Origin of the sequence: Halomonas tibetensis (assembly GCF_042643535.1) — a bacterium.
Lineage (GTDB): Bacteria > Pseudomonadota > Gammaproteobacteria > Pseudomonadales > Halomonadaceae > Halomonas > Halomonas tibetensis.
Genome location: NZ_JBHRSQ010000009.1, coordinates 131721 through 151949, shown reverse-complemented (window position 1 = coordinate 151949; position 20229 = coordinate 131721). Strand labels below are relative to the sequence as shown.

Sequence of the window (20229 nt, the reverse complement as noted above, 5' to 3'; positions counted from 1 at the left end):
CAAACCGAGCGCTAGGCGCTCGGTGCTGTCGTTAACCGGCGACGACGAAGATCAGGTACATCGCGATACCGACACCGATCATCGGCACGGCGTCGAGCAGACCAGCCATGATGAAGGTCTTGGTCTGCAGCTGGTCGCCCAGCTCCGGCTGACGAGCAGTGGACTCGAGCAACTTGCCGCCCAGCATGGCGAAGCCGATACCGGTGGCCAGGGCGCTGATGCTGATGATGATGGCGGCAGCAATGTAGACGATTTCCATGATAGTGCTCCTGGTAGGTTGAGTTACAAGGGTTAGTGGTTGGTTGAGTTACAAGCGTTGCGCGGGTCTCAGTGGTGCTCGTGCGCGGCACTCAAATACACGATCGACAGCGTCGTGAAGATGAAGGCCTGCAGAGTCACCACCAGGATGTGGAAGATCGCCCATGGCACATCCAACAGCCAGATGGCCCAGAAGGGCAGCAGTGCGATCAGGATGAAGATCACCTCGCCGGCAAACATGTTGCCAAAGAGACGCAGACCCAGGCTGATCGGCTTGACGATGAGGCCGACCACTTCAAGGATCAGGTTGAAGGGAATCAGCGACCAGTGATTGAAGGGCGTCAGCGAGAGCTCCTTGGCGAAGCCACCCACACCCTTGACCTTGCAGCTGTAATAGATGATGAGCAGAAAGACGCCGAAGGCCATGCCGAGGGTGGCATTGACGTCGGTCGTCGGCACGATCTTCATGTACTCGAAGCCCAGCTTCCCGAACAACTCGGGGAAATAGTCGACCGGGAGAATCTTCAGGCTGTTCATCAACAGGATCCAGATGAACAGCGTCAGCGCCAGCGGGGCGATGTGCGGGTTCTTGCCGTGGAAAGTGGAACGAGTCAGGTTCTCGATGAACTCGATAGCCATTTCTACCCCGTTCTGAAGGCCACCGGGGACACCCGTAGTCGCCATCTTCCCCGCCTTGCGGAACAACCAGAGGAACAGGACACCCATGGCGATGGACCAACCCATGGTATCCAGGTGAATCGCCCAGAAGCCCATCTCGACCGCCTCGGAGGAGCTGGACGCCAGCGACCAGCCATTCTGCGGGTGGTAGCCGAAGGTCAGGTTCTGAAGGTGGTGCTGTATGTAATAGATGGCCGATATTTCGTTATCTGCTGCCATACTGCTTCCTCAGGTTCGGGGGGTCGACCGCTCTTGCATCAGCCAGGGTGTCAGCCAGTGCATGAGTTGGGACGCCACATATGCAACGAAGAATAAAGCCGGGTTTGAGGGAGGCACTGTCACGAACAGGATCACGAACAGTGCCACCGTCAAACCGAACTTGCCCATCGCTGCCTGATAAAGATTGAGCACGTTGACCCTTACGCGCTTGCCACCTCGGCTACGCAACCCCCGCCTCACGAAGTACAGGGATGGCAGCAGGCTGACCAGACCTCCCATCAGAGCGGATGACACCCCTGAGAGTCCCGCGAGCCACAGACCTGCCAGCGCCACCGCCAGCATAGCCGCCGCTTGAGCCAGGAACAGCCGCGAAAAATCCAATTGCCGGCGCCCTGCGACGGACGAAACTCTCTGCATGTTGTCATTACCCCGATCCACTGTCAGGCGGACCGTTTTCGACGCTGCTGTCGCTCAGGATATTCGGGCAAACACCGGCGGATTATAGGGAAGGGCTATCGGGGCTTCAACAGAAGCGCTAAGGATTTTGCCTACTTATGCCCTTTCTTGCGACCAAAGATGCAGGAATTGTCAATATCTAGGCGCGCGTTGGTGCCCGTCAGCGTATGTGCTCGAGGATTCCATCCAGCTCATCGAGGCTGGTGTAGCGAATGGTCAGCCGTCCCTTGCCCCCTCGGCCGTGCTGTATTTTCACCGGTGCGCCAAGCAGCTCGCCAAGCCGGGTTTCGAGACTGGCCACATCGGGGCTTGAAGCCGGCTTTTCGACCTTCTCCGGCTCTCCTGCCACCAGTCGCTTGACCAACGCCTCGGTGTCGCGAACGGTCAGGTCCTTATTGACTACCTCATGGGCGGCCTTGCGCTGCTTTGCGCCGGAGAGCGCTAAAAGCGCACGAGCATGGCCCATATCCAGGTCGCCGCGTTCCAGCAGGGTCTGTACCTCAGGGTCCAATGCCAGCAATCGCAGCAGGTTCGCCACCTGGGCCCGGGACTTGCCCACCGCGTCGGCGACCTGCTGCTGGGTCAGCTCGAACTCCACCAGCAGGCGCTTCAGCGCCATGGCTTCTTCTACCGGATTGAGATTTTCGCGCTGAATGTTCTCGATCAGGGCCAGGGCCAGGGCCACCTCATCGCTGACTTCTCGAATGACAGCGGGAATCACGTCGAGCTCGGCCAGCTGGGCAGCTCGCCAACGACGCTCGCCGGCGATGATCTCATAGCGATCGATGCCGGCGGGACGCACCACGATCGGCTGCATCACCCCCTGAGCGCGAATAGAGTCAGCCAGCTCTTCGAGTGCCTCAGGCTGAATATCTCGGCGAGGCTGATACTTGCCGCGGATCAGCTGACCCAGGGGCAACCGCTCAAGGCGGTCTTCCGCATCCGGCGCAGCGGCCGGCGTCGCGTTATCCTCCAACTCGATGCCAACCTCGGGAAGGTCGAGGCTCTCGCGGCGGCGAGCGCCGGCCCCGATCAGGGCATCCAGTCCACGTCCCAGGGCGCGTTTACGCGTCATCGACACTCCCTCATCACAGCGGTTACGGCATGGGGTTCCCGCGCTATCATCACAGCGACAGCCGGCGAATCAATTCCTTGGCCAGCACCCGATGGGCCTGGCTGCCACGCGAGAAGCGGGCATACTTGGTCACCGGCAAGCCGTGGCTGGGTGCCTCTGCAACCCGCACGTTGCGTGGGATCGTAGCCTTAAGCAGGGTATCCCCGAAATAATCGCGCAGCTGCTTGGTCACATCTCGGGTCAGGCTGTTTCGAGCATCAAACATGGTGCGCAGGATCCCGTAGACCTCGAGCCCCGGATTCACGTTGTCCTTGATCTGCTCGACGGTATCGAGGAGTGCCGAGAGCCCTTCCAACGCGTAGAACTCGCATTGCAGCGGAATAAGCACGCCGTTGGCGGCGGTCAGAGCGTTGACGGTGAGCATGTTCAGCGAGGGTGGGCAGTCGATCAGCACCACATCGTATTCGCCGGCCACATCGGCCAGCGCCCGATCCAGGCAGCGCTCTCGGCCGGCCTCGCGATCCAGCAGCGCCACCTCGGCGGCGGTGAGGTCGCCGTTGCCCGGCAACAGCGTGTAGCCGGCCTCGGGACAGTCGACGATCACCTCCGCGGCGGCGCGGTCGCCCATGAGCACGTCCAACACGCTTCCCTCGAGCTCGTGCTTGTCCACCCCGCTGCCCATCGTGGCATGGCCCTGGGGGTCAAGGTCCACCAGGAGTACGCGGCGATCCAGGGCTGCCAGGCTGGCGGCGAGGTTGACCGCCGTGGTGGTCTTGCCGACACCCCCCTTCTGATTGGTCAAGGCGATGATCTTGGTCACGGGCAACTCCCTTGCTAGGAAACGCGGATTATCATGGACACGAGCCAATTTCCTGGCGTTCGAGGACTACCAGCAGCCGGTTACCAACGTCGAAAGGTACTTCCAGGCTGTGCCTGGCCACTGGCGCTACGCCTGCCGGCACGCCGGACATTTCGTCGTCTACGCCCGGACCCTTCATAGCAAGCCACTGGCCACCCGGGGCCACCAGAGGAAGCGTCAGACTAACGAAATCACCCAGGCTGGCGAAGGCTCGTGAAATCACCTGATCGAAGCCTCCTTCAAAGGCCTCGACTCGCGTCTGCACCGGGGTCACGTTGGCCAATCCCAACTCCATCACCGCCTGGCGTTGAAAACGCACCTTCTTGCCGTTGCTGTCGATCAGGCTGACGGCGAGTTCTGGATTGAGAATCGCCAGCACGAGGCCTGGGAAACCGGGGCCTGCGCCTACGTCGAGCAGGGTAGGACCTTTGACGAAGGGCAGTACCGCAGCGCTGTCCAGCAGGTGACGAGCCACCATTTCCTCGGGCGAGCGTATCGCGGTGAGGTTATAGGCGCGGTTCCACTTGTGCAACAGGCCGACCAGGGCCAGCAGGCGCTGCCGCTGGTCGGCATGTGCGCTGATACCGAGACGGTCGAGCCCCTGATCGAGGCGCGACTCAACCGTTGAATCCACTGCCGTCATGCGCTGGCCGCCCTGTGGCCGTCGAGCAGACGACGTTTCTTGAGATAAATCAGCAGGATTGACACCGCTGCCGGCGTCACACCCGATATCCGAGAAGCTTGGGCCAGGGTCTCTGGACGCACTTCGGCGAGTTTCTGACGAATCTCATTCGAGAGCCCTTCAACCCCCGCATAATCAAGATCAACAGGTAGCGGCGTCGCTTCGTGGCGCTTGAGTTTGTCGATCTCGTCTTGTTGACGACCTATATAGCCCTGGTACTTGGCCTGGATCTGGACCTGTTCCGCCACGGTGTCATCGGCCACCGCTTCCCCCTCAATGCCGGGCAGACCCGCCAGATCGGCGTAGCCAAGCTCTGGACGTTTGAGCAGGTCCATCAGGCTGTACTCCCTTGCCAGCGGTTTGCCAATCTTCTCGGCTACCGCCTGGGCGGCCGCGGTGCCGGGCTGCACCCAGCAGGCCTTGAGTCGAGCGTTCTCACGTTCAATTGCTTCGCGCTTTTCACTGAAGGCCGCCCAGCGGTCATCGTCCACCAGGCCCAGCTCTCGCCCCGTTTCGGTGAGGCGGAGGTCAGCATTATCCTCGCGCAGCAGCAGGCGGTATTCGGCCCGCGAAGTAAACATTCGGTAAGGCTCTTTGGTGCCCAGGGTGATCAGGTCATCGACCAGAACGCCCAGATAGGCTTCGTCGCGGCGCGGTGCCCAGGCCTCCAGGTCCATGGCCCGTCTTGCGGCGTTTAGCCCTGCCAGCAGTCCCTGTGCACCTGCCTCCTCATAGCCGGTGGTGCCGTTGATCTGCCCGGCGAAGAACAGGTTGTGGATGAATTTCGTCTCCAGCGAGTGCATCAGGTCTCGCGGGTCGAAGAAGTCATATTCGATAGCGTAGCCGGGTCGGGTGATATGGGCGTTTTCCAGCCCACGGATCGAGCGCACCACCTTCAGCTGAATATCGAAGGGCAGTGAGGTGGAAATGCCGTTGGGGTAGATCTCATGGGTGTCCAGACCCTCTGGCTCGATGAACACCTGGTGGCTCGCCTTGTCGGCGAAGCGGTGAACCTTGTCTTCGATGGAGGGACAGTAACGGGGACCGACGCCTTCGATCACCCCCGAGTACATCGGCGAACGATCGAGGTTGGCGAGGATGATCTCGTGGGTGCGTTCGTTGGTGTGGGCGATATGGCAGCTCACCTGTCTCGGATGCTGCTCGCGATTGCCCAGGAATGACATCACCGGGGTCGGGTTATCACCGGGTTGCTCCTCGAGCGCCGAGAAGTCGAGGCTACGGGCGTCCAGACGCGGTGGGGTGCCGGTCTTGAGTCGATCGACTCGAAACGGCAGGGCTCGCAGGCGCTCGGCTAAGCGATTCGAAGGCGGATCGCCGGCGCGACCTCCACGGCTCTGGTCCAGACCGATATGGATCACACCGCCGAGGAAGGTGCCGGTGCAGAGCACTACGGTCTCGGCGTGGAAGCGGATACCGGTCTCGGTAACAACGCCGCGCACGGTGTCGCCGTCCACGATGAGATCACCGGCTGCCTGCTGAAAGAACGTCAGGTTGTCCTGGTTTTCCAGAATCCCTCGGATGGCTGCCTTGTAGCGGATTCTGTCGGCTTGGGCCCGTGTGGCCCGGACCGCGGGCCCCTTTCGGGCATTGAGAACGCGAAACTGAATACCGCCAAGGTCAGTCGCCGTGGCCATGGCACCGCCCAGGGCGTCGATCTCCTTGACCAGATGGCTTTTGCCAATCCCGCCAATCGCGGGATTACAGGACATCTGGCCCAGGGTCTCGATGTTGTGGGTCAGCAGCAGAGTTTGACAGCCCATGCGAGCGGAGGCCAAAGCGGCTTCAGTTCCCGCATGGCCACCGCCGATGACGATGACGTCAAAGCGGTCGGGGTAATCCAAGTTGCACCTCGTTGGCGCCACGGCGCCGTCTTTCTGTCTGGGGATGAAATCAGCCCGGCAGTATAAACCCCTTGTGGGTAATCGTCAGGGTTTTCCACACCTCCGCCGCCTCACCACCTTCCTTTTGCCTCTCTAACATTAAATACCAATATATATAGAGAGAAGTTCTATTGTGGTAGTAACTACTGGTGTGGACAAAATCCGTGGATAAGAGGAATAAACCTATTTAAATCATGACTGTGCATTGTTGACCAAAAGCGGGACAAGTAAGTTACTGCCTGCGCACAGAGCAGCAGGAGCCTGTGGATGAAAGGCCGACTTACCCACAGCCTCAATATTGCACCGCTTGTCCACCGCTGGGTACCCGGCTTATGCCCGCAACTGTGAACAACCAGTCTCGTTATGCTCAAACTCGTCTACCAAGGGGGTGACAGCAGGAAATTTTGCCGATAGAGAAATTTCTATCCACAGGCAAAAAAAGGCCCTGTCGCGGACGACAGGGCCTTTTTTTCTTTCTTTCAAGATAGCGATATCAGTGCTTGAGCACCCGAGCCAGGAAGCTACGTGTACGTTCGTCCGTAGGTCGGTCGAAGATCTGCTCCGGAGGCGCCTGCTCAGCGATTTCCCCCTGGTGGATGTAGATCACCCGATCGGCCACTTCCCGAGCGAAGCCCATCTCGTGAGTGACGATGATCATGGTCATGCCCTCTCGTGCCAGCTCCCGCATGGCATCAAGCACCTCGCCGATCATCTCTGGATCCAGCGCCGAGGTGGGCTCATCGAAAAGCATCAGCCGTGGCTCCATGGCCAGAGCGCGGGCCAGAGCAACGCGCTGCTGCTGACCGCCAGAGAGCTGGTTAGGGTGCTTGGAAGCCTGATCGCTGATGCCAACACGTTCCAGTAATCGTTCGGCGGTTTCCAGGGCGTCTGCGCGGCTCCAGCCGCGCACCTTCATGGGAGCCAGAATGACATTATCCAGCACGCTGAGATGGGGAAAAAGGTTGAACTGCTGAAACACCATGCCCACTTCGGTGCGGATCTTCTGCAAGGCTTTACCCCCCTTGCCGTGGGGCGTGAGCTCGTTGCTGTCCACATCGATATGACCATTCTGGAACTCTTCCAGGCCGTTGATGCAGCGAATCAGCGTCGACTTGCCCGAACCGCTGGCCCCAATGACCACCACCACCTCGCCTTGGGCGACCTCCAGGTCGATATCCTTGAGCACGTGCAGGGTGCCGAAGTGCTTGTTGACCTTCTCCATCCGCACGATGGGAGCGGTCGCGTTCTCGTTCTGTGTCATGCGTAGGCTCCCCTTATTGACCGACCAGGCCGCGGCGCTCCAGCTGGCGCAGCAGCAGTGACAGGGTCCAGGTGATGGCCAAATACATCAGGGCCACCATGAAATAGACCTCCAGAGCAGTGAAGGTGGTGGCGATATAGATCTGCCCCTGGCGGACCAGTTCTCCCACGCCAATCACCGAGAACAGCGAGGTGTCCTTGATGCTGATGATGCCCTGGTTGCCCAGGGGCGGGATCATGCGTCGGAAGGCCTGGGGCCAGATTATGTAGCGGAAGGCCTGGGTGCGGGACAGCCCCAGGGACAGCGAGGCCTCATGCTGGCCACGTTCGATGGACTGCACGCCGCCACGAACCACTTCCGAGATATAGGCGCCGGAGTTGACCGCGATGGCGGCAATGCCGGCGGTCAGGGCATTGACGGGGCTACCCAGTAACTGAGGCAAGCCATAGAAGATGAACAGCACCTGCACCAGGATAGGGGTGCCGCGGAACACTTCGACATAGACGACCGCCGGCCAGCGGATGAGGCGTGACGAACTGATGCGCATCAGGCCGAAAATGATACCGATGATGAAGCCGATGGCCAGCCCGCCGAAGGAGATCAACAGGGTCCAGGGTATGCCCGGCAGCAGGTGGGGTATGGAGCGGAACGCCGCCCCCCAGTCAAATTGAAAGGTCACTTCCACGGGCATTTCTCCGGGATAGCTGGAAACGAGGCGGGGCCGGGAGGTGTTACCGCCCGGCCCCGCTGCTCAACTCGTCGTGTGATCACAACGAAACTTCAGGGCGTATTCGGCTCACTCCTCAGAAGGCGCCTCGCCGAACCATTTCTCATAGATCTCCGCGTAGGTACCGTCCTCGCGCATCTCTGCCAGTGCTTCGTTGACCGGCTCGACCCACTGGCTGCCCTTGTGGAAGACGATGCCGTACTGCTGGCCCGAATAGAGGGGACCGACCACCTTGGTACGTCCCTCACCACGAGTCTGGGAGAAGTAGGCGACGTTGGGGGCATCATAAAAGGCGGCGTCGACGTTACGGCCGAGCAGCGCCATGTACATGTCGCTGTTGCCCGGGTAGGGGGTGATGTCGGCGCTGTCGCCCAGGTGCTCCTGAAGGAAGTCATAGCTGGTGGAGCCAATGCGCGTGGCCACCGACATGCCCTCTAGGTCTTCGATAGCTTCAACGCTGTCGTTGTCGGCACGCACGATAATCCGCAGGCCGGAATCGTAATAGGGATCCGAGAAGTCGACAATCTGAGCGCGCTCTTCGGTAATGGTCACGCCGGCCACGGCGATTTCCTGACTGCCGGTCTGCACCGCCGGGATGATGCCGGCGAACTCCATGGTAGTCAGATTGATCTCGAAGCCGGCACGTTCACCGAGTTCGTTGATCATATCCATGTCGAACCCGATCATCTCGCCGGTCTCGGGATCAAGCATTTCGAAGGGCACGAAGCTGGGGTCAGTGACCACGTTGACGATCGGTGTGTCGGCCAGGGCGGAACCCGCCATGCCAAGGCCCATCGCCAAGGCGGTGGCCATCGTGGTTTTCTTCAGGAAAGGTGAAGCGGAAGTGAATCTTGTCATGAGGTTCCCCGTTATCGAGTCTTTTCTGGTAGGTATCACCTTTTCAACATTGGCGAGAATGCTCCAGAGCGTCAAGTCGGGGAATTTCACGGTTTACATCATGAAAGACGCGCCACAGCCGCAGGTGGTGGTGGCATTGGGGTTCTGTACCAGGAAGCGGGCACCGGCGAGGCCTTCTTCGAAATCGACGGTTGAGCCCACCAAATACTGGTAGGAGAGTGGGTCGACCACTAGGGCAACGTCGCCGAATTCGATGATGGTATCGTCGTCGGCGACGTCATCGGCGAAGTCGAAACCATATTGGAAGCCTGAGCATCCACCGCCAGTCACGTAGACTCGCAGCTTGAGATGGCTGTTGACTTCTTCCTCGACCAGCGACTTGAGCCGTGCCCGGGCGCTGTCGGACAGCAGCAGCGGGGTGGGTACAAAGGATTCGGCACCGCTCATGGGGAGCTCCTTCGAGGGAAATAAATCGTTCGACTAGACATTATCCGCAATCCCAAGCAATTTGGTCAACTTTCTGGGTAATGTCATTTCCCCTGTGTCTATCACTATATTGATAGACGGTATCAGGGCATCAGCGCCGGGGCGGTGAGACCGGCATTCTCGTCGAGTCCAAACATCAGGTTGAGGTTCTGGATCGCCTGGCCGGAGGCGCCCTTTACCAAATTGTCGATCACCGCCAGTACCACCACGGTGTCGTCATTGCTCGGGCGGTGAACCGCGATGCGGCAGAGGTTGGCGCCCTTTACGCTTCGGGTTTCCGGGTGGCTACCGACGGGCATTACGTCGATGAAAGGCTCGTCTACAAAACGGGCTTCGAACAGCGTCTGCAGATCGCCCGGTTCACCGGTGAGTCGGCCATAGAGCGTCGCGTGTATTCCGCGGATCATCGGCGTCAGATGCGGCACGAAGGTGAGTCCTACCGGCCGGCCTGCGGCGTCGCTCAGGCCTTGGCGGATCTCTGGCAGGTGGCGATGGCCGCTGGCGCCGTAGGCCTTCATGGACTCGCTGGCCTCGGCCATCAGTGAGGGCACCTTGGCGCCGCGGCCGGCGCCGGTAACGCCGGACTTGCAGTCGGCGATGATGTGACCAGCGTCAATCAGACTCGACTCGAGCAGTGGCAGCAGGCCCAGCTGCACGGCGGTGGGGTAGCAGCCGGGGACGGCGATCAACCTTGCCTGGCGAATCTTATCGCGGTTGACCTCGGGGAGGCCGTAGACCGCTTCAGCGAGCAGTTCAGGTGCGCCGTGGGGCTGGCCGTACCACTCGGCCCACTCCGCAGCATCGCGCAGCCGGAAATCCGCGGAGAGGTCGATGACACGAGTGCCGCGCTCGAGCAGATCACCGGCCAGGGCGTGAGCCACGCCGTGGGGGGTGGCGAAGAACACGGCATCGCAGTCGCCGAGGCGGTCGGCATCCGGCTCGCTGAAGGCCAAGGTGTCATAGTGGCCACGCAGGTTGGGGTACATGTCGCAGACTCGCACACCCGCCTCTGAACGGGAGGTGATGGCATCTACTTCCACTTCGGGGTGCTGGGCCAGCAGCCTGAGCAGTTCGACCCCGGTGTATCCGGTGCCGCCGACGATTCCGACCTTGATCACATTGCACTCCTTCCGCTTGGCCTTGGGCTGGGCTCGGTTGTGATGAATATGATACACAAGAAGACCAAGGCCTACCCACCAGGCCCTTATACGCCTCCCTGCCGGGTACCTTCTGGTGACTGCCCTGACGATGAAATCGGTCTAACAGGAATCACGCCGTGCCGCGCTTCTCACTGCCAGACCTCGACCTGGAGGGCTTTCGCCAGCGCCTTGCCAGCGTTGATGCCCTACCTCAGCTTTGCGTGCTGGGCGTAGTGTCCGGGCTGATCACCGGTGGCTTCATGGTTGGCTTCCGGTTGCTGATCGACCTCGGCGCGCTCGCCTTCATGCCGGAAGGCGACCACGAAGCCTTTGAAGGGCTTTCTCCCCTGATGCGTTCCCTGCTGCCGATCCTTGCTGTCACTATCATTGGGGTGCTGCTGTGGCGCCAGCCCGAAAAGGCACGCAAGCTGGGCGTTGGCCATGTGATGGAGCGATTGACCTACCATCAGGGTCGCTTTCCAATGCGTAACTGGCTCAATCAATGGTGGGTCGGGGTGGTCACGGTCCTTGGTGGACTCTCCGCCGGCCGCGAAGGTCCAGCAATTCACCTGGGTGCGGCTGCTTCCAGCGGCCTCGGTCAACGGTTACGGTTGCCCCACAACAGCCTGCGGGTGCTGGTCGCCTGTGGTACCGCTGCGGGCATCTCCGCTTCCTTCAATACGCCCATCGCCGGCGTCATTTTCGCCATGGAAGTGGTGATGATGGAGTACACCATCGCTGGTTTCATGCCGGTGATCCTGGCCTCCACCATGGGTGCCGTGGTAGCCCAGCTGGTGTATGGCTCCGAGCCGGCTTTTCAGGTACCCACGGTAAGTCTTGGATCCTTTTCCAACCTTCCTTGGCTGGTGGTCACGGCGCTGGTGATCGGACTCCTGGCTGGCCTCTTCATCCACGTGGCGAGAAACGACTGGATCAAGGGACGACCGTTGTGGCTGCGCCTGGGGCTGGTGGCCGTGGCCACCGCTGCAGTGGCCTGGTGGTACCCGGAGGTGCAGGGCATCGGCTATGACAGCCTGAGTGCCGCGCTGACGGGCAACCTGGCGGTGGACGTGCTGCTAGCGCTGGTGGTGGCCAAACTGCTGCTCACGGCGATCACCGTGGCCAGTGGTATTCCTATCGGCATCATCGGCCCGGTGCTGGTGGTCGGCGCCGCGGCGGGGGCGCTGATGGGGCTGTTTGGCGGCTGGATATGGCCTGAGCTGGCCGCGGACCCCGGTGTCTATGCCATGCTCGGCATGGCGGCGATGATGGGTGCAGTGCTGCAGGCGCCGCTGGCGGCGCTGATGGCCTTGCTGGAGCTGACCCACAATCCCAATATCATTCTGCCGGGAATGCTCGCGGTCGTGGTTTCCTGCCTTACCTCGCGACAGCTGTGTCGCTGTGACGGATTCTTCATCAGCGCGACTCGTCATGGCCTTCATCCCCTGCAGCAGCCGTTGATGCAGGCGCTTTCGCGGGTCTCGGTACCGGCGGTGATGGAACGTAGCCTGGAACGCACGCCGCGCATGGTGACACGTGAGCGCGCTCGGTCGCTGCTGGCTCGCAATCCGATCTGGATCCTGATTGAACGCTCTAACGACGACAAGCCAACCCTGGCGCTCAAGGCGGCTGACCTGGCGCGCTGGCTGATGGAGGATGCGTCCAGCGAACAGAACGTTGTTGACGAGCGGGAGCCAAAGGAAGAGGGGATGATCGACCTGTTGGAGATCCCTGGCCTGCGGCTGGAACTAGCGCCTATCCATCTGCAGGCAACGCTCTCCGAGGCCTTCGAGCGGCTCAACAACCAGGCGGTAGATGCTCTCTACGTGGAACACGGCAACCGTCCGAAACAGAAGCGGATTTCCGGTATCATCACGCGTGGTGCTATCGAACGTTATTATTCGTTTAAAGACCCATCTTCCAAGGACCAGTGACGCCTCGCACGGCGCTCGCTGCAACTCAGGCACTCTCCCACACTCTCACGAGGACCCTTCATGTATCTGTGGATCAAGGCCCTGCACCTGATCGCCATGGTGACCTGGTTCGCCGCCCTCTTCTATTTGCCACGCCTATACGTCTACCACGCCATGGCACGAGACCGCGGCGAACAGCAAGCGATCGATCATTTTCTGATTATGGAGCGTAAGCTTTATCGGGGGATCATGACTCCCTCAATGATTGCGGTATTGATATTTGGCGGTTGGATGCTCTATCTGATGCCCTTCTGGCTCAGCCAGGGCTGGCTGCATGCCAAGCTATTGCTGGTGGTGCTCCTGGTGGCTTACCACCATGTCTGCCTGATCTACCTCAAGCAGTTTCGCGACGGCCGCTGTACAAAGAGCCATGTGTTCTTTCGCTGGTTCAATGAACTGCCGGTGATCGCCCTGCTGATCATCATTTTCCTTGCCGTGCTCAAACCGTTCTGATGATGAATAACAGGACAATAGCCCATCTACCGGTGGTACTGGTGCTGGGTGGCCACGATCCCACCGGGGGCGCCGGGTTGATTGCGGATGCCGAGGCGATCGCCGCCTGCGGGGGATGGGCGCTGACCATTCCCACGGCATTGACGGTGCAGAACTGCCATGATGTTCGCGCGGTGATGCCCTGCGATCCCCATGCCATGAGAGCCATGGCGGCGGTGCTTGGCGAGTTCGAGATCGCCGCCATCAAGGTGGGCCTGGTGGCCGACCTGGCCACTCTGGATGCGGTGACCGATATTGTGCGTCGCTTTCCCGGTGTGCCGCTGGTGTTAGACCCGGTGCTCAGGGCCGGCGGTGGACAAGAGTTGTCCACCGCCGAGCTGGTCGATGCGTTCCGAGAGCGACTGCTTCCCCTGGTGGATATTCTGACGCCCAATCGAGACGAGTTGGCAAGACTCTCCGCCCAGGCCGGCGATGATACCGGGCGGGCGGTGGAATTGATGACCCTGGGCTGCCAGGCGGTACTGGTTACCGGTACCGATGCGCCGGCTGCCAACACCCCGAGTGAACGTGTGGTCCATACGCTGCACACGCCTGATCAGGGCCGGCAGTGGAGCTGGCCCCGTCTTGCGGGCCGCTTTCACGGCTCCGGCTGTACCCTGGCCTCGGCCTTGGCGGCGCGTCTGGCAGCCGGTGAATCGCTGGTGACTGCCTGTGAGCAGGCCCAGGCCTTTACCTGGCATGCTCTGGATCACGCTTGGCAACCTGGTATCGGTCAGGCGCTGCCGCGTCGCCTATGGCGACTGCCCGTGACGCCTGTCAAAGGCGTGGACGAAGCGGCGGCTCCGGGTTGAGCCAGAGGCTGGCCATCCCCTGCGTGAACACAGAGAATGGTGCAGTCGGGTGGCCATGATCGGGTTATCCAGAGAATTATCCACAGCTTTTTAGGACGAGACACACCATGACCACATCCGCCGAACTTTTCGAACGGGCCTGCCGCCATATCCCCGGCGGCGTCAATTCTCCAGTGCGTGCCTTCAAGGGCATGCAGCGTCCACCGGTGTTCATGGAGCGCGCCCGTGGCGCCTACCTGTTTGATGTGGAGGGCAACCGCTATGTCGACTATGTGGGCTCATGGGGGCCGATGATCACCGGTCATGCCGATCCGGACGTGCTGGGGGCCGTTCGCGAGCGATTGGACAACGGGCTGTCGTTCGGCACCCCCACGGCTATCGAAACTACGATGGCGGAGCTGATCTGCGAGATGATCCCTTCCATGGAGATGGTCCGGATGACCAGTTCCGGCACCGAGGCCACCATGTCGGCGATTCGCCTGGCTCGCGGGGTCACCGGTCGCGACAAGATCATCAAGTTCGAGGGCAATTATCACGGCCACTCGGATTCACTGCTGGTCAAGGCGGGTTCCGGTGCACTGACCCACGGTGAGCCCAGCTCGCCCGGCGTGCCAGCCTCTCTGGCCGAGCATACGGTGACGCTGCCCTACAACGATATCGACGCCGTGGAGCAGTGCTTCGAGGAAATCGGCGACCAGATCGCCTGCATCATCGTCGAGCCGGTCGCCGGCAACATGAATTGCATCCCGCCTCAGCGAGGGTTTCTCGAGTGTCTGCGTCGGGCCTGTAATGCCCACGACAGCGTGCTGATCTTCGACGAGGTCATGACCGGCTTCCGGGTGGCACTGGGCGGTGCTCAGGCTCACTACGGTATCCACCCGGATCTTACCTGCCTGGGCAAGATCGTCGGCGGCGGGATGCCGGTGGGTGCCTTTGGCGGCAGTGAGACGATCATGTCCAACATCTCCCCGCTGGGGCCGGTCTATCAGGCGGGCACGCTCTCCGGCAATCCGCTGGCCATGGCAGCCGGCATTGCCCTGCTGACCAAACTCCGGGAACCGGGCTTCCATGACGCATTGACACAGCGAGTCGAGACCCTTTGCCATGGTCTCGAGGAGCGCGCAGTGGCCGCCGGCGTGGAAATGATCAGCCAGCACGCTGGTGGCATGTTCGGCCTCTTCTTCACCGGCCAGACTCGTGTTGATAATTTCGCCCAGGCCACTGCCTGCGATGCCGAAGCCTTTCGTCGGTTCTTCAGCGCCATGCTGGATGAAGGTGTCTACCTGGCGCCTTCGGCCTACGAGGCGGGGTTCATGTCCAGCGCCCATACGCCAGAGGATATCCAGCATACGCTCGACGCCGCCGAGAAGGCCTTCGTGACCATGCGGCAGGTCTGAGGCAGCCGACTACAGCCTCGGTGTTTTTCCATCGTATTGTTTGTCACCACGCCACCAGGAGACTCGTGATGTCCCACTCCTCCTCTGTTCCCCCCGGGGCCAGTGACGCCAGCGAGAGCCTGGAATCGCTGGTTGATTCCTTGGTGACCTATCACCGCTTGCCTCAGGACGTCATCAAGGATAGCGATCCCACACGGCTACTGGCGCAGATGGCGCAGGAGGAACTGGCGGCCATTCGCATGAACCTCATGGATGAAAATGAGTGTTTTCGACTCGATCAGCTGGGCGATTGGCTGGAACAGGATCTGGTACGCCTCAAGCCCCTGCTTGATGACCGGCGCAATCACAGGGTACCTAGCTGGGCCTTGGCTCATCCTGACAGCCGCCTCTGCCACGATGGCCGTACCCTGCTGGCCAACGCCATCGGCCGTGACCTTGCGGCCCCCGGCGGTGGCCAGGCGGCTGATCCGGCCAGCGATCTGGCAGCGCTGCTGGTGGGATTGGAGGCGCGTGGAGAGTCGGCGCTAACGCGACTGGCGCTTGACCGCTACCTGCGGCTGTCGGGCGATTATCCCCAGGCGAGGCTGCTCTCCCTGTTTGGCACCTTCCATGCGCTGAGTGGCGCCCGGCGGGCCCTGCAGCGGCTTCCCGCACCCGATCAGGATCCGGAGCACCCCGCAAGGCTCGCCGAGAGCATGGCCGAGTGCCGACATTACCTGGCACTGGCCGAGAGAATCGCCGAGTTTCGCTTCCCGCCGCTGGTGATCGCCGTGGGCGTATCGGGCAGCGGCAAGAGCCGTTTCACGTCGGGGTTGGTCAGCCGGCTGGGGGCGATTCGGGTTTGCTCGGATGCGGAGCGACGTCGTTTGCACAACCTGCCTCAGGACATGACTTACCCACAGACGCAGACAGTGTCGCCGGCTGTGGATATCTTTGGTGAGGCCGCCACCGAGCGAACCTATCGTCATCTGGCCAGCTGTGCGGGAACCCTGTTGGATGCCGGCATCCCGGCCTGTGTGGACGCTACCTGCCTGAAACGCTGGCAAAGAGACCTGCTTCGCCATCAAGCAGAGGCCCGGGGCCTGCCCTGCCTCATGGTCAGCTTCGAGGCCGATGACGCCACCCTCAATCGGCGCATCGAGAAGCGAGCCTGTCGTCAGGGCGTCGAAGTGGCAGTCAGCCAGGCGCTACTCGACCATCAGCTTGCCGAGCTGGAGCCCTTCGGTGACGAGGAGCGCCTCCACCTGGTTCACTTGGACACCACCGCCGATAACGCCGCCGAGACGCTAGTCGACCTCATCGAGGAACATGTGAAGCTTTGCTGAGGCGCTCCATGAGCCTTGTCATTCTTTGCAGTTTGCTTCAAGGCCAGCGTCATGAGTGCTGGTCGTTTTATGTTGTTCCCCGGCCCTAGAACGGTGGGCTGTCAATTATCAGGATGTTTACCATGACCTCGACCCCTCTGATCCTCGCCAGTGGCAACGCCGGCAAGCTGCGCGAATTCCATCAGCTGCTGGCACCGCTGGGTTTCGATGTCATGCCCCAGGCAGAATATGACGTCCCCGACGTGGAGGAGACCGGACTGACCTTCGTCGAGAACGCCCTGCTCAAGGCGCGTGAGGCGAGTCGCGTCAGCGGCTTGCCGGCGCTGGCCGATGATTCGGGGCTGGAGGTCGATGCTCTGCACGGGGCTCCAGGGATCTACTCGGCACGCTTCGCCGGGGAGCCGAAGAGCGATGCGCGTAACAACGCCCGGCTGCTGGAAGCCCTGGTTGAGGTTCCTGAGGGTCAGCGCAGCGGGCGTTACTGGTGCGTTCTGGTCTATCTGCGTCACGCGGAGGATCCGGTGCCGCTGATCGTGCAGCGCAGCTGGGAAGGTGAGATCCTGGCTCATCCTCGCGGTGTCGGTGGTTTCGGCTACGACTCCCTGTTCTGGTTGCCAGAACAGGCGATGAGCGTGGCCGAGCTCCCTGCCGAGGAGAAGAATCGTCTCAGCCACCGCGGACGCGCTCTGCAGGCACTCGTAGAGGCGCTGGGCGGGGCCCACGAGCCGCGATGATGTCTCTGCCGCCGCTTGCGCTCTACGTGCACGTTCCCTGGTGCGTGCGTAAGTGCCCCTACTGCGATTTCAACTCCCACGGCGTTGGCCGCAATGCCTCGCTACCCGAAGCTGACTATCTGCAGGCCCTGCTGGCAGACCTCGATGGCGACCTTCCCCTGGCCCAAGGTCGAGAACTGGTCTGCCTCTTTATTGGCGGTGGCACGCCGAGTCTGATGTCCGCCGGGTTTTATAAAGAGCTATTGGCGGGTATCGCCGCGCGGCTGCCCATGGCCAATGATATCGAGATCACCCTGGAGGCCAACCCCGGGACTCTGGAGCGTGGCCGTTTCGCCGGCTATCGTGAAGCGGGCATCAACCGACTCTCGCTGGGGGTGCAGAGCTTCCAGGACGCCCAGCTCGAGGCTCTGGGTCGGATTCACTCGGGTAGCGATGCCGAGGCTGCGGTGGCAGAAGCCCGCGGGGCGGGCTTCGACAACCTTAATCTAGACGTCATGCATGGGCTGCCAGGGCAGACTCCGGCGCTGGCACTGGAGGACCTTGAGCGAGCGCTGGCGCTCTCTCCAGAGCACCTCTCCTGGTACCAGCTCACCCTGGAGCCAAATACCGAGTTTCACTCCCGGCCACCGCAGCTGCCCGAGGAAGAGGTGCTTTGGGATATCCAGGACCTGGGACACGCGCGCCTTGAGGAGGCAGGTCTGGCCCGCTATGAGATCTCTGCCTACGCTCGTTCTGGTCGCCGCTCACGGCATAATCTCAACTATTGGCGCTTCGGTGACTACCTGGGCATTGGGGCCGGCGCCCATGGCAAGTTGAGCGCTGGAGAAGGTAGCGCCGGCTTGATGATCGAGCGGCGCTGGAAGGTTCGACAGCCAGAGGCCTACCTCCGCCGGCAGCGTGATCCCAGAGGCTTTCTGGCCGGTCGCCACCGGATCGAGGAGAGCGAACTTGCGCTAGAATTTTCCATGAATGCGCTTCGCCTGGTCGAAGGTGTGTCACTGTCCAGATGGCGAACCACGACAGGTCGGTCCATTGCCATGCTTGAGGCTCGCCTGTCCAGTGCCCGCAAAAAAGGACTTCTCGTGGAAGATGCCAATCGACTGCAAGCTTCGCCTCAAGGTCTATTATTCTTGAACGACCTGCTGGCGCTGATCGACATGGAATGACCGACTCGCCAGGCTCATCGCAGCCCTGTCAATGATGAACTGCCCGGCTGGGATACCTTTCGGGCCACCTGATGTTTTAAAGGAGATGTAATTTTATGATCAAGCCCATTCGCTTTTTCGTCCCGCTTGCCGCTGCCGCCTTGCTGGTAGGCTGTGCCACAACAGATCCCTACACCGGCCAGACCCAGCGTTCGACGGCAGGTACTGGTGCCGCCATCGGTGCGGCCGTAGGTGCCGCGGCCGGTGCGCTGAGTGGTGACGGTAGTACCAGCCGCCGCGATCGGGCCCTGATCGGTGCCGCCGTAGGCGCCGCCGCCGGTGCCGGTGTCGGTGTCTATATGGATCGACAAGAAGAGGAACTTCGCCAGAGCACACGGGGTACCGGGATCGAGGTCGATCGCCGTGGCGATGATATCGTTCTCAACATGCCGAGCGGGGTGACCTTCGGATTCGACTCTAGTGAGCTCACCAACAGCGCCCGCAACGCCCTAAACGATGTGGCGCAAATCCTTTCCCAGTACACCGATACCCGGGTCAATATTTCCGGCCACACCGACAGCACCGGTAATGCCGACTACAACCAGCGCCTCTCCGAGCGTCGCGCCGACGCCGTCGGCAACTACCTGGCTCAGTCTGGTGTTTCCCGTAATCGTCTCTACGTGAGCGGCTATGGCCAGAGCCAGCCCGTCGCCAGCAACGCCACCGAGGATGGGCGTGCCCAGAACCGTCGCGTCGAGATCACCCTTACGCCTATCGAGAGCCAGTTCCAGTGATCTTCGGATAGCGCCCACACCAACCGGTATCAGGGGCCCGCCACTTCCCAGTGGTGGGCCTCTTTCATTATCGATTGCCTTGCCGATTCACGGACCGCCTTCCATGCTTTCCTATCAGCACGCCTATCACGCCGGCAATTTCGCTGACGTTCACAAGCACCTGACCCTGCATGCGGTCATCAATCATTTATTACGTAAAAAATCATCAGTTACGTATGTGGACACTCACGCCGGTCGCGGTCTCTATCCTCTTGATGCCGCAGAGACCACACGACTGCGGGAGTATCGGGACGGCGTCTTCCCTCTCTGGAAGTCCCGACAGACGTTGACAAATGAACCGTTGCTGAACGACTGGCTGGAGGCCCTGGCGAGTGCTCAGCCAGATTCCTCGCATCTGACCTATTACCCCGGCTCCCCCTGGTGGATGGGCCATCGGCTGAGGAAAGGAGATCGTCAGTGGCTGTATGAGTTGCATCCCCGAGAGCACCAGCTTTTGGCGCAGCAGCCGTTTCAGGAGGCGGTGGAACGCATTCATGGCGATGGCCTCAAGGGCCTGTTGCAGCGGCTGCCGGTGAAGACGCCGAGACTCTGCGTGTTGATCGACCCCAGCTATGAGCGCAAGACGGAGTATCTCGAGGTGGCCCAGACGTTGCTGTCGGCGATGCGCAAGGCACGCCATGCGGTGGTGCTGGTGTGGTATCCGCTGTTGCCGGCAGGTCGCCACCGTGAGCTGCTGGATGAGTTGCGCGATGCCGGACTGCGCAAGATCTGGTTCGGCGAATTCATCCGCCAGTCGCCCGGTGAGGGGGAGCGGGGCATGTATGGCAGCGGTATGCTGGTGGTGAATCCGCCCTGGGGGTTCGATGAGTGTCTTGCCGCGGCGATGACACCGGTGATAAATCTCCTGGGTGCCTCTGGGGCCTATCGCAGCGGATGGTGGGTGGGAGAGTAAGCGCTT

The 20229-nt window shown here is 61.2% G+C and carries 21 protein-coding genes; 9 read left to right on the top strand and 12 right to left on the bottom strand.

Translation table 11 applies throughout. The features are described 5' to 3' along the window. Positions 1-31: 31 nt before the first annotated feature. The 12 genes from atpE to argC all read right to left on the bottom strand — a co-directional run bounded on the left by atpE (position 32) and on the right by argC (position 10578). Positions 32-259, bottom strand: a complete 228-nt coding sequence (atpE, locus tag ACFODV_RS07000; protein ID WP_102587586.1) for a F0F1 ATP synthase subunit C — start codon at positions 257-259, stop codon at positions 32-34. A gap of 68 nt (positions 260-327) precedes the next feature. Continuing rightward, positions 328-1155 carry a F0F1 ATP synthase subunit A gene (gene atpB / locus ACFODV_RS06995; protein WP_379756738.1) on the bottom strand — a complete coding sequence of 276 codons (828 nt, stop codon included), beginning with the start codon at positions 1153-1155 and terminating at the stop codon, positions 328-330. Between the two features lie 9 nt (positions 1156-1164). Then, the gene (locus ACFODV_RS06990; protein ID WP_379756736.1) at positions 1165-1572 is read right to left on the bottom strand and encodes an ATP synthase subunit I; all 408 of its coding nucleotides are present in this window, start codon (positions 1570-1572) and stop codon (positions 1165-1167) included. A gap of 199 nt (positions 1573-1771) precedes the next feature. Further along, the gene (locus tag ACFODV_RS06985) at positions 1772-2686 is read right to left on the bottom strand and encodes a ParB/RepB/Spo0J family partition protein (RefSeq protein ID WP_379756733.1); all 915 of its coding nucleotides are present in this window, start codon (positions 2684-2686) and stop codon (positions 1772-1774) included. Positions 2687-2735: 49 nt separating this feature from the next. Further along, entirely contained in the window at positions 2736-3506 is a 771-nt protein-coding gene (locus ACFODV_RS06980) for a ParA family protein (protein ID WP_290784501.1), read from the bottom strand. 31 nt (positions 3507-3537) lie between these two features. After that, the gene (gene rsmG / locus ACFODV_RS06975) at positions 3538-4188 is read right to left on the bottom strand and encodes a 16S rRNA (guanine(527)-N(7))-methyltransferase RsmG (protein WP_379756730.1); all 651 of its coding nucleotides are present in this window, start codon (positions 4186-4188) and stop codon (positions 3538-3540) included. Beyond that, positions 4185-6089 (bottom strand): tRNA uridine-5-carboxymethylaminomethyl(34) synthesis enzyme MnmG, encoded by a 1905-nt coding sequence (mnmG, locus tag ACFODV_RS06970; protein WP_379756728.1) that lies wholly within the window; start codon positions 6087-6089, stop codon positions 4185-4187. The genes rsmG and mnmG overlap by 4 nt, the downstream gene beginning before the upstream one ends. Before the next feature lie 532 nt (positions 6090-6621). Beyond that, complete coding sequence (locus ACFODV_RS06965) at positions 6622-7389, bottom strand: amino acid ABC transporter ATP-binding protein (RefSeq protein ID WP_379756726.1); 768 nt, start codon at positions 7387-7389, stop codon at positions 6622-6624. A gap of 13 nt (positions 7390-7402) precedes the next feature. After that, the gene (locus ACFODV_RS06960) at positions 7403-8074 is read right to left on the bottom strand and encodes an amino acid ABC transporter permease (RefSeq protein WP_379756723.1); all 672 of its coding nucleotides are present in this window, start codon (positions 8072-8074) and stop codon (positions 7403-7405) included. A gap of 111 nt (positions 8075-8185) precedes the next feature. Beyond that, positions 8186-8929: a transporter substrate-binding domain-containing protein gene (locus ACFODV_RS06955; RefSeq protein WP_379756720.1), complete on the bottom strand. Its 744-nt coding sequence runs from the start codon at positions 8927-8929 to the stop codon at positions 8186-8188. Positions 8930-9067: 138 nt separating this feature from the next. Beyond that, positions 9068-9421: an iron-sulfur cluster insertion protein ErpA gene (gene erpA, locus ACFODV_RS06950; RefSeq protein WP_379756717.1), complete on the bottom strand. Its 354-nt coding sequence runs from the start codon at positions 9419-9421 to the stop codon at positions 9068-9070. A 122-nt stretch (positions 9422-9543) separates the two neighbouring features. Then, positions 9544-10578, bottom strand: coding sequence for an N-acetyl-gamma-glutamyl-phosphate reductase (argC, locus tag ACFODV_RS06945; RefSeq protein WP_379756714.1), 1035 nt, complete (start codon positions 10576-10578; stop codon positions 9544-9546). A 158-nt stretch (positions 10579-10736) separates the two neighbouring features. On the opposite strand from argC, the gene ACFODV_RS06940 reads away from it, so the two are divergent. From ACFODV_RS06940 to ACFODV_RS06900, 9 genes are all read left to right on the top strand, one after another. After that, positions 10737-12533: a chloride channel protein gene (locus ACFODV_RS06940; RefSeq protein ID WP_379756711.1), complete on the top strand. Its 1797-nt coding sequence runs from the start codon at positions 10737-10739 to the stop codon at positions 12531-12533. Between the two features lie 60 nt (positions 12534-12593). Continuing rightward, entirely contained in the window at positions 12594-13025 is a 432-nt protein-coding gene (gene hemJ, locus ACFODV_RS06935) for a protoporphyrinogen oxidase HemJ (RefSeq protein WP_379756708.1), read from the top strand. After that, a complete protein-coding gene (gene thiD / locus ACFODV_RS06930; RefSeq protein ID WP_379756705.1) occupies positions 13025-13876 on the top strand; it encodes a bifunctional hydroxymethylpyrimidine kinase/phosphomethylpyrimidine kinase in 852 nt (283 codons plus the stop codon). Before hemJ ends, thiD begins: the two co-directional genes overlap by 1 nt. Positions 13877-13983: 107 nt before the next feature. Further along, on the top strand, positions 13984-15273 hold the full coding sequence (hemL, locus tag ACFODV_RS06925; protein WP_379756702.1) for a glutamate-1-semialdehyde 2,1-aminomutase: 1290 nt from the start codon (positions 13984-13986) through the stop codon (positions 15271-15273). A gap of 68 nt (positions 15274-15341) precedes the next feature. Next, positions 15342-16598, top strand: a complete 1257-nt coding sequence (locus ACFODV_RS06920) for an AAA family ATPase (protein WP_379756698.1) — start codon at positions 15342-15344, stop codon at positions 16596-16598. Between the two features lie 122 nt (positions 16599-16720). Next, positions 16721-17332, top strand: a complete 612-nt coding sequence (gene rdgB / locus ACFODV_RS06915) for an RdgB/HAM1 family non-canonical purine NTP pyrophosphatase (RefSeq protein ID WP_379756694.1) — start codon at positions 16721-16723, stop codon at positions 17330-17332. Continuing rightward, complete coding sequence (gene hemW / locus ACFODV_RS06910) at positions 17329-18498, top strand: radical SAM family heme chaperone HemW (protein ID WP_379756691.1); 1170 nt, start codon at positions 17329-17331, stop codon at positions 18496-18498. Before rdgB ends, hemW begins: the two co-directional genes overlap by 4 nt. 95 nt (positions 18499-18593) lie before the next feature. Further along, positions 18594-19271 (top strand): OmpA family protein, encoded by a 678-nt coding sequence (locus ACFODV_RS06905; RefSeq protein WP_379756688.1) that lies wholly within the window; start codon positions 18594-18596, stop codon positions 19269-19271. A 103-nt stretch (positions 19272-19374) separates the two neighbouring features. Beyond that, entirely contained in the window at positions 19375-20223 is an 849-nt protein-coding gene (locus tag ACFODV_RS06900) for a 23S rRNA (adenine(2030)-N(6))-methyltransferase RlmJ (protein WP_379756685.1), read from the top strand. Positions 20224-20229 lie beyond the last annotated feature (6 nt).

Coding starts and splice junctions, on each gene's coding strand:
- atpE (WP_102587586.1), bottom strand. CDS start 259: ATGGAAATCGTCTACATTGCTGCCGCCATCATCATCAGCATCAGCGCC.
- atpB (WP_379756738.1), bottom strand. CDS start 1,155: ATGGCAGCAGATAACGAAATATCGGCCATCTATTACATACAGCACCAC.
- ACFODV_RS06990 (WP_379756736.1), bottom strand. CDS start 1,572: ATGCAGAGAGTTTCGTCCGTCGCAGGGCGCCGGCAATTGGATTTTTCG.
- ACFODV_RS06985 (WP_379756733.1), bottom strand. CDS start 2,686: ATGACGCGTAAACGCGCCCTGGGACGTGGACTGGATGCCCTGATCGGG.
- rsmG (WP_379756730.1), bottom strand. CDS start 4,188: ATGACGGCAGTGGATTCAACGGTTGAGTCGCGCCTCGATCAGGGGCTC.
- ACFODV_RS06965 (WP_379756726.1), bottom strand. CDS start 7,389: ATGACACAGAACGAGAACGCGACCGCTCCCATCGTGCGGATGGAGAAG.
- ACFODV_RS06955 (WP_379756720.1), bottom strand. CDS start 8,929: ATGGCCACCGCCTTGGCGATGGGCCTTGGCATGGCGGGTTCCGCCCTG.
- erpA (WP_379756717.1), bottom strand. CDS start 9,421: ATGAGCGGTGCCGAATCCTTTGTACCCACCCCGCTGCTGCTGTCCGAC.
- hemJ (WP_379756708.1), top strand. CDS start 12,594: ATGTATCTGTGGATCAAGGCCCTGCACCTGATCGCCATGGTGACCTGG.
- thiD (WP_379756705.1), top strand. CDS start 13,025: ATGATGAATAACAGGACAATAGCCCATCTACCGGTGGTACTGGTGCTG.
- hemL (WP_379756702.1), top strand. CDS start 13,984: ATGACCACATCCGCCGAACTTTTCGAACGGGCCTGCCGCCATATCCCC.
- ACFODV_RS06920 (WP_379756698.1), top strand. CDS start 15,342: ATGTCCCACTCCTCCTCTGTTCCCCCCGGGGCCAGTGACGCCAGCGAG.
- rdgB (WP_379756694.1), top strand. CDS start 16,721: ATGACCTCGACCCCTCTGATCCTCGCCAGTGGCAACGCCGGCAAGCTG.
- hemW (WP_379756691.1), top strand. CDS start 17,329: ATGATGTCTCTGCCGCCGCTTGCGCTCTACGTGCACGTTCCCTGGTGC.
- ACFODV_RS06905 (WP_379756688.1), top strand. CDS start 18,594: ATGATCAAGCCCATTCGCTTTTTCGTCCCGCTTGCCGCTGCCGCCTTG.
- ACFODV_RS06900 (WP_379756685.1), top strand. CDS start 19,375: ATGCTTTCCTATCAGCACGCCTATCACGCCGGCAATTTCGCTGACGTT.